Genomic DNA, 8,797 nt, shown 5'->3' on the forward strand with positions numbered 1-8,797 from the left:
TTCTTTCTTTGTCACCTTTACCGTGTACAATCAGAAGCCGTTCCTTTAAATGAAGATTTGAAACCTGCAGTGTTGCAGCTTCACTGATTCGTAAGCCGCAGGAATAAATCAGCTCAAAAAGTGCCCTGTCCCGGATTCCAAGCGGCTGTGTAACATCAATTGAATCAAGAAGTTTATCGACCTGATCAACTGAAAGCACTTTTGGAAGATTTCTTGAGACTTTAGGTCTATCAAGCAGCATTACATGGTTTTCAGTCCACATTTTCTGGCGCACTAGATAAGAACCTAAAGCACGAAGACCTGAAATGTCTTTTGCAATGGTAAGCTCATCACAGTTCTGCTCAGTACGTCTCCAGATAAGATAAGTCAAAAGAATCTGGGGATTAACAGCTGCCAGCTTAACCTGCTCCTTTTGCAGCCAGTACAGAAAAATTTTTGCACATTCTTCATATGTAGATGCAGAATTTTCTGAAAGCCGCTCAACCGAGACCATATCACTATGAAATCGAAGAAGCAGGTCATTTATTGTCATTTAATTTTACTTTCCAAAATTTATAGTCGTAGAAAGACCTTCAAGATTTCTGCGCCAGATTGCTGGTTTTTCAAGATCATTCATGGAACTGAAATCAGCCGGAGTACTAAACTGAGTATTTGACGGCTGACTGTAAGTTCTCTGTGCAGCAGCCGGCTTCGGGAAAGCAGTCACAATATTTTCTTTTTTTTCTGGCTCAGTTGCTTTTACAGAAGCGGAAGGACGTTCATCATCTTCATAAATTTTACCGGAACCAAAGAAATTTGACATAAAATCATCGTTCTTTGAAGAAGATGCTGTTTCAACTACTGGTTTTCTTACGGCAATCCGTTCAAATTCTCCGGCAGAAATTGTGTCAGAATTGATTTTTTCTTCTACTTTTTTTACTTCTTCTGTTTTTGGAGCATTAGTGCTTGAATTAAATCCGGTAGCGATTACTGTTACACTGATTTTATCGCCCATGTTCTCGTCAAGAACCTGTCCCCAGAGAACAACAGCATCCGGATTTGCCCGTTCTGTAATGATTGAAGCAATTTCATCACATTCAGAAATGCCTACATCATGATTTCCACAAATATTGATAAGGACATTTTTTGCTCCATCAATGTTTGTATCAACAAGGAGACGATTATTGATTGCATTATGAGCAGCATCAACTGCACGGTTATCGCCTTCACCGACACCGATTCCAAGAATTGCGTCTCCCTGGCCTTTCATTACTGATTCAACGTCACGGAAGTCGCGGTTTACAAGGCCAGGATTTGTAATGATGTCAGAAATTCCCTGAACTCCCTGACGAAGAATGTCATTTATGAGAATGAATGCACGTTCAACACTTAAATGTTTTTCGGCATCTTTAAGAATAAGTTCGTTTGGAATTGCGATGAGTGAATCAACTTCCGCACGAAGTTTTTTTACACCTTCTTCTGCATGACTCATTCTTACCTTTCCTTCGAATTTAAAAGGAGTTGTTACAACTGCAACAGTAAGAGCGCCGATTTCACGGGCAATTTTTGCAACAACCGGAGCAGAACCAGTTCCTGTACCGCCGCCCATTCCTGCTGTAATGAAGACCATATCAGAATCTTTGAGAAGTTCTTTAATCTGTTCCTGCTGTTCTTTTGCAGATTCTTCACCTACTTCAGGTTTACCACCGGCTCCAAGACCTCCGGCAAGTTTCTGGCCAATCTGAACTTTGTACTGAGCTTTTGAATGAGTAAGAGCCTGTAAATCAGTGTTAAGGGCAATAAATTCAACACCGCCAACACCGCTTTCAATCATACAGTTAACTGCATTTCCGCCACATCCACCACATCCGACAACCTTGATTTTTGTCGGGCTTGCGTTGTTTAAAACAGAAGCAGCTGATTCCGTTTTGTTTTCAACCTCGATAGAACTTAAAGTCATGTTGTCCTCCCACCTGCAACAGATTTTATAATTTTATTATTCATTAAAAAAATTTCTTAAGAAATTTTTGAAATTTACTGTCACCCTCTTTGTGAACTTCTGAAGAACGCTTTTTTGCAGTATTCTTGGGTTCTGATACAACATGTTTACCATGTGCTAAAACCAGCCCAACTGCTGTAGCAAACTCAGGCATTCTGTAATGCTCTTCTATTCCGCCTAAGCTCTGAGGATATCCTAAGCGGACAGAAGAAGTACCGAATACGCTTTGAGCCATTTCAACAGCACCGTTAATCTGAGCACCACCGCCTGTCAGAATAATACTGCCAGAAAGCTGCATTGAAGAAAAACGCTGTGAAATTTCATCCCGGATCATTGTAAAAATTTCTTCCATACGTGGATAAATAATATTACAAAGCTCAACTTTTGAAGTTAATTCAGTTCTCCGGCTTCCAAAGCCCGGAATAAGCACTTCGGCATCATCATTTTCTACAAGCGGAAGCCAGCAGCAGCCGCTTTCAATTTTGATTTTTTCGGCCATCGAACTCTGAATTCCTTTTACAAGTGCCACATCATTTGTAACAAGATTTCCGCCGACAGGAATTGAAAATGTACAGATTGGAGCATCGTTAAAGATGATGATTACATCTGTTGTGCCGCCGCCAATATCAATTAAAATTGAACCAAGCTTTCTTTCTTCATCAAGCATTACAGCTTCTGTACAGGCAAGGGTTTTTAACATAACTTCATCAAGCTGATAGTTTGCCTGATCAACACAGGTTGTAATGTTCTGAACACTTGTACTGCTGGCTGTAATAATATGAACATCAGCTTCAAGACGGATTGCAATATTATTTACCGGATTTTTAAAACCGCCGGTCCCGTCAATTATGTACTGCTGAGGAATTACATGCAGTAACTTACGGTCAGGAGGATATTTTACAGAATTTGCACAGTCAATAACTCTTTTAACATCATCACTGTTAATAGCCCGGGGAGCTTTTCCGTAAGAAGAAATAGCAACAGTGCCGTTTGTATTTAAACTTTCGATTTGAACACCGCCAATTCCAGTAACGCAGGAATGAACCTCAAAACCGGTTTTCTGCTCCAGTTCATCGATAACATCATGAATACACTGTTTTGCGGCTTCGATATTTACAATCGTTCCGTTTCTTAAAAATCCAGAGGAAGCTTTTTTTGCAACATCAATAATTTCAACAGTCTTGCTTTCATTTACAGTTCCAACAACTGCACGAACGAAACTTGTTCCGATATCAAGGCCGACTACTGTATTATTCACCAAAAACTCCTGTTTCCCTGCGATGAGCATTTGAACGTGTAGTGTAAGAAACTGAACCGTAACGAAGGTCGATTTCTTCAACATCAGGTTCAAGTGTATTTACAACATCGAGAGCAACTATCATATATTGTAACGATTCTTCATTTAATTGTCTTCCCGTTAATATTCTGGTTTGAGACTGAATCGGATAAAGAACAAGCTCATAATTTCCATATTCTTTTGGAATTACATGAATTTCAGAAATTGCAGCAAAATAATTTTGTGAAAGAGAACGGATTGAATCAATCTGCTCCATTAAGGCACGGTATTTCTGTGGAATTCTCATTCCTTCCGGTATATTTTCGACAGGAATTCCTGAAATTAAAGGAATTGATTTATCACTGTCTGAAGAAATTACATCAGAAGTAAACAAAACTCCGTTTTTATCAATGCAGACAGGCTGCGTTCTGCCGTTATTTGAAATAAAAGTCATGGCAATTGGTTTTCGTTCGAGTACATTTATATAAACCTTATTTGGAAAACGGCGGACAACTTTAACATCTTCAATTCCTGGAATTGTAAGAAGAGCTGATTTTACATCAGAAGTGCTGAAAGTCAAAAAGGTTTTGTTTGAAGAATTACCGATTACCCCCTGCATATTCTGAACTTTGTATGAAGAAAGTCCAGACCAGGAAATATCTACCCTGTCCATACACGGAATAACCAGCATATACACAAGAAATTCACAGACGAGAAGAATGCAGAAAATAGCAACAAAAACTTTTATTACATTTGTTTTATTTTTTGATGATTTCCGGCTTTTTTTTATGCCGGATATTTCAAAATTCTCAAATCCCTGAAATACAAAATCACTCATATAAAATCTCTCCTATATCAACATTTTCATAAGAATCTATTCTATTTCGCGAAGCATTTACTAAAAAGCCGCAGATAGCCAGTGTAAATAAAATTGAAGAACCGCCTGATGAAAAAAATGGAAGCGGTATACCTGTTGTTGGAATTACACCTCCGACAACAGCAATATTTATAACAGACTGTGCTACAATCGAAACTATAAAACCGAATGCAGCAACTGAAGCAAAGCGGGTTTTAGTTGTTAAAGCACAGACAAGTCCGCGCCATGCAAACAGCGCCAGCAGGGCAAAATAACATAAAACTCCGCAGAATCCCATTGATTCAACCCAGCCGGCAAAAATATAGTCAGACTGGATTTCCGGTATACTGTTAATACGATTAAGTCCTGCTCCAAGTCCCTGTCCCCAGAATCCGCCGTCAGAAATAGCACGGCGGGCAGCATAAGTCTGATAATTTAAGGTCTGGAGGTATGAATCCTGGTCCAGAAAGCCGATTATACGGTTAAGCCGGTAAGGTTCAAGAAAAATAAACAGGGCACTTAAAGGAATTACAATTGATAAAACTGGAACAAGCCAGAAAATTTTTGCACCAGAAGCGATAAACAGTAATATTGCAAGACCTGCTACAAAAAGTGAAGTTGACATATCCCGCTGAACGGCAATTGTAAGAATCATTAAAAATGTAAGAAGAACAGCCGGAAAAACAGTTTTATCGATTGCGTCAGTAATTTTATCCTGCTTTTCAAAATAATTTGCAAGATACAGAACAACGACAAATTTTATCATTTCTGAAGGCTGGAAAGTCATAAATCCAAGCTTAATCCATCGTCTCGCGCCGTTTCGTTCAAGTCCGATTCCAGGCAGAAAAGTCATTAATGATAAAATAAGACCAACAGCGACCATAAGAGGAAGAAATTTCTTTATCACTTCTATTTTTAATGTCATAAAAACAATAAAAAGCATAAAACCTAAGCAGGAACTGATCATCTGCCTTTTAACAAAATAAAGGGAATCGTTAAAAGCACGTTCACCGTAATTTCCGGAACAGACATATAATGTAAACATGCCTATTCCCCAGAGCAGAACTGAAAGAAGAATTAATGAAACATCACACTTTTTATATTTTTCCAACGGTTTGTCGGCAACAATACTGAAATTCACTTTTTAGATACTCCCACCCATGCCGATTAAAGGCAGAATTCTTTCAAGCCCCATTCCGCGGCTGCCTTTTAAAAGAATTAAATCACCGTTTTCTGCAAATTCATTTATTTCTTTTGAAGCATCTGAAATTGCCGCATCATCTTTATTTCCGATGTAAATTAAGCGTACAGAAGAAATTTTTTCGTCTGCAAGCGATGTTTTTTTCTGAGCAAGCTCAACTGCTTTTTCAAAAGCATAATTCATTTCAAAACCAAAGAAAATAATCATATCGGCATCAGCATAAAGGGCTTTTTCACCAATTTTTGAGTGAGCAGCTTCTGATTCTTCACCAAGCTCAAGCATATCACCGAGTACGTAGATTTTTTTTCCTTCAGTTTTTGTATCACGGCACAAATCCAGAGCCTTTTCCATTGAATCCGGATTTGCATTGTAACAGTCTTCAAGAACTGTAAATCTGCCTTTTTTAATTGTAGAACGTCCACCGAGAGGCTTTAAGCTTTCAATACCGGCCTTAATCTGCCCGGCTGTACATCCAAGTTCCTTTGCAAGGGCAATGGCAGCAAGTGCATTCTGAAAATTATATTTTCCGGGCAGAGAAAGCCGCATTAAAACACCGTCAACAGTAAAAACAGTGCCGGAAAGACCTTCGTCTACAATAAGTTTTACACTTTCATCACAGCCGTTTCCATATTTTACAATCTTGCCTTTAACGCCTTTTTCGAGGAATGAAGCAAAATCATCATCTTTTGGAATAAATGCCGAACCAAAAGAGTCTATATAAGTGAAAATCTTTTTCTTTTCGTTTGCAATATTCTGACGGCTTCCCAAAATTCCAATATGAGCAGTTCCAATGTTAGTAATAATTGCGTAATTCGGCTTGAATACTTCTGCAATTTCTCCGATTTCATTTACGCGGTTCATGCCCATTTCAAAAAGCCCGAGTTCATGTTCTTTCCGGATTTTGAATACTGAAAGAGGAAGTCCCGTTTCTGAGTTAAAATTTCCTTCTGTTGCAATGACAGAAAATTTCTGGCGGAGAATAGATGCCGTAATTTCTTTTGTCGTTGTTTTGCCGCTTGAACCAGTCACAGCACAGCGAATAAGACGCGGAAACTTACGGACATATGCCTCTGCCGCCTTCTGCAAAGCGCGCATAGTGTTCTCTACCAGAATAAAAGCTGCATTTTTGTTATCAGAAGCTTCTTTCTTGAAGTCTTCTAAAAGATTTTTAGATATTTTTTTAGAAATAAAAACGGCAGACGCACCTTTTTCAAGTGCCTTAGAAACATACAGATGCCCGTCCTGATTTTCACCGATAAGGGGAACAAAGAGAGATTTTTCCACGACCTGCCGGCTGTCAGTTACTACACTCGTAAAGCAAAAGTCCTCTTCACCAAAATTCTGGTTCAGAAGAACTCCTCCCACTGCTTCAAGAGTTTCTGACAATTTCAAGAGACTTTCTATATTTTCGACACTTCCTGCGTCTGTCATTTTTTTTCCACCTTTTAATTTTTAACCACAAATTACTTTATTTCTACACGAACGATATCTTCACTTTTCGCCTTGTGCATCCCAAGTTCTTCCTCCGCGATTTTTTCGATGCGGTCGGAACTGGATAACAGGCTGATATCCGAAATAAGCTTTCTGTTCTGTTCAACAACTTCAACCTGTTTTGCTTCAAGCTTTGCTATTTCACTTTTAAGCTTTGCATACCGGTGTGCCTGAAACGCGTCTAAAGCAAGAAGAAGCGGAATCAAAACAACTGAAGCATAAGCTACAAAACGCAGTTTTGTTTCATGTTTAATTTTCATCTACATTTCCTCCTGCATAATCTGTAATCTGTGCATTTCTGTTGCATCACGAAGTTTCCGCACCACCCGGAGTTTTGCACTTCTTGACGGCGAATTTGTTTTAACTTCCTCGACCGAAGGCTCAACCGGCTTTCGTGTAAGAAGTTCAGCACAAGATTTTCCGCCGCATTTACACTGAGCATACTCCGGCGGACAAATACACTGTTTTCCAAGATTACGGAAATAATTTTTTACAATACGGTCTTCAAGTGAATGGAATGTAATTACACCCAATTTTCCGCCGTTTTCAAGAACATTAAATGCGTCGTGTAAAGCCTTTGGAAGTCTGTGCAGTTCACTGTTTACAGCTATGCGCAGAGCCTGAAAAGTACGGGTAGCCGGATGAATATTTCCATGACGGTAATTTGCAGGTACAGCATTCCATATAACATCTGCAAGCTGCTTTGAAGATTCAATTTTACCGCCTGCACGAACTTCAACAATAGCATGTGCAATACGACGGCTCATTTTTTCATCACTATAAAGATAAATCATGTTGGCAAGTTCTTCTTCACGCCAGGAATTTACAATGTCGCTAGCTGACTCACCTTCTTCAAAATTAAGGCGCATATCCAAAGGCTCATCATAACGGAAAGAAAAACCGCGTCCGGATTTTTCGTAGTGATAAACACTGATTCCAAGATCAAAGAGAATTATATCAGGTCTTTTTTTATCTGAAGGATAATCTGCATAAAAATCATTAAACCAGCCGTTATAAAAATCCATGCGCTCACCAAAAACAGAAAGACGTTCACGCGCACGAGCCTGGATTGTTTTATCGCGGTCAAGACCAAGAATATGAAGGGAAGGAAAATTAGACAAAAATGCATTTGAATGGCCGCCTTCGCCAAGAGTTGAGTCAATCATAAATGCAGTTTTTTCAAACGGTTCACCGACAGGGCTTAAATATTTTAAGCACTCATCCAGCAAAACCGGGGTATGAACAATTTCCACCTTTTTTATATCCCGTTTTTTATTATTCTTTTTTATTAGAAACTGATGTTACTTAAAGCTTCTGCTGCTTCCTTGAGAGAATCTTCATTTTCACCAAGGTAATCTGCGTAAGCCTGTGCGTCCCAGAGTTCCATATATTTATTGATTCCAAGAATTACACAATCCTTAGAAAGATGAGCATACTCGCGTAAGCTCTGCGGGATTGAAAGGCGGCCGGCTTTATCGAGCTCTACTTCCTGAGCCGGAGCGATAAAGTGACGAAGCACGAGTGAATTCCGTGCATTGAAAGGAGAAGCTGTCTCCATAATCTTTGACGAAATATTTTTCCATTCATCGAGAGTATAAAGCCATAAACAGTGGTCGAAAGACTGTGTAACGATGAGGACATTTCTGTCTGAATCAGAAAATAATTCATTCCGCAGCTTCGAAGGAAAAAGGACTCTGCCCTTTTCATCCAGCGTATTGCGGTACTCACCAGTTAACAACTCCATACCACTATTTACCACTTTACCCCACAATTTCCCACTTGATTATCATTCTACCCACGAATTTTACTAAAGTCAACTAAAAATATGCCGATAAACTGAAAAAAAACTTATTTTCATAAGAAAATTTTAATGATAAATACCTTCAATGAATCAAAACTCCACGAAACACTAAAGAAACTGTACGCTCTTGAATCGAACGGAACGATGGAAGTAACGCTTGATGACACTCCATGGATTTGTGACATAATGGCAGA

9 protein-coding genes are annotated in these 8,797 nt (G+C 39.1%); all 9 read right to left on the bottom strand.

Annotation, left to right across the window (positions count from 1 at the left end):
* Positions 1-532 (bottom strand): tyrosine-type recombinase/integrase (locus ACKI5B_RS09675; protein ID WP_407428196.1); only part of this gene is annotated, 532 nt, incomplete at its 3' end.
* A 6-nt stretch (positions 533-538) separates the two neighbouring features.
* Positions 539-1,939 carry a cell division protein FtsZ gene (ftsZ, locus tag ACKI5B_RS09680; RefSeq protein ID WP_407428198.1) on the bottom strand — a complete coding sequence of 467 codons (1,401 nt, stop codon included), beginning with the start codon at positions 1,937-1,939 and terminating at the stop codon, positions 539-541.
* 43 nt (positions 1,940-1,982) lie between these two features.
* A complete protein-coding gene (gene ftsA, locus ACKI5B_RS09685; RefSeq protein ID WP_407428200.1) occupies positions 1,983-3,236 on the bottom strand; it encodes a cell division protein FtsA in 1,254 nt (417 codons plus the stop codon).
* Positions 3,229-4,092, bottom strand: coding sequence for a cell division protein FtsQ/DivIB (locus tag ACKI5B_RS09690; protein ID WP_407428202.1), 864 nt, complete (start codon positions 4,090-4,092; stop codon positions 3,229-3,231). Before ACKI5B_RS09690 ends, ftsA begins: the two co-directional genes overlap by 8 nt.
* Positions 4,085-5,251, bottom strand: a complete 1,167-nt coding sequence (locus ACKI5B_RS09695; protein ID WP_407428204.1) for an FtsW/RodA/SpoVE family cell cycle protein — start codon at positions 5,249-5,251, stop codon at positions 4,085-4,087. Before ACKI5B_RS09695 ends, ACKI5B_RS09690 begins: the two co-directional genes overlap by 8 nt.
* A gap of 3 nt (positions 5,252-5,254) precedes the next feature.
* A complete protein-coding gene (locus tag ACKI5B_RS09700) occupies positions 5,255-6,742 on the bottom strand; it encodes a UDP-N-acetylmuramoyl-tripeptide--D-alanyl-D-alanine ligase (protein ID WP_407428206.1) in 1,488 nt (495 codons plus the stop codon).
* Positions 6,743-6,774: 32 nt separating this feature from the next.
* Positions 6,775-7,062, bottom strand: coding sequence for a septum formation initiator family protein (locus ACKI5B_RS09705; protein ID WP_407428208.1), 288 nt, complete (start codon positions 7,060-7,062; stop codon positions 6,775-6,777).
* Positions 7,063-8,055: a 16S rRNA (cytosine(1402)-N(4))-methyltransferase RsmH gene (gene rsmH, locus ACKI5B_RS09710; protein WP_407428210.1), complete on the bottom strand. Its 993-nt coding sequence runs from the start codon at positions 8,053-8,055 to the stop codon at positions 7,063-7,065.
* A 35-nt stretch (positions 8,056-8,090) separates the two neighbouring features.
* Positions 8,091-8,546, bottom strand: a complete 456-nt coding sequence (mraZ, locus tag ACKI5B_RS09715; RefSeq protein WP_407428212.1) for a division/cell wall cluster transcriptional repressor MraZ — start codon at positions 8,544-8,546, stop codon at positions 8,091-8,093.
* Between the last annotated feature and the right edge of the window lie 251 nt (positions 8,547-8,797).

The organism is Treponema sp., from assembly GCF_045657965.1.
Lineage (GTDB): Bacteria > Spirochaetota > Spirochaetia > Treponematales > Treponemataceae > Treponema_D.

Excerpts from the sequence above, each read along its gene's own strand:
- ACKI5B_RS09690 (WP_407428202.1), bottom strand. The coding sequence starts at position 4,092 with ATGAGTGATTTTGTATTTCAGGGATTTGAGAATTTTGAAATATCCGGC.
- mraZ (WP_407428212.1), bottom strand. The coding sequence starts at position 8,546 with ATGGAGTTGTTAACTGGTGAGTACCGCAATACGCTGGATGAAAAGGGC.
- ACKI5B_RS09705 (WP_407428208.1), bottom strand. The coding sequence starts at position 7,062 with ATGAAAATTAAACATGAAACAAAACTGCGTTTTGTAGCTTATGCTTCA.
- ftsZ (WP_407428198.1), bottom strand. The coding sequence starts at position 1,939 with ATGACTTTAAGTTCTATCGAGGTTGAAAACAAAACGGAATCAGCTGCT.
- ACKI5B_RS09700 (WP_407428206.1), bottom strand. The coding sequence starts at position 6,742 with ATGACAGACGCAGGAAGTGTCGAAAATATAGAAAGTCTCTTGAAATTG.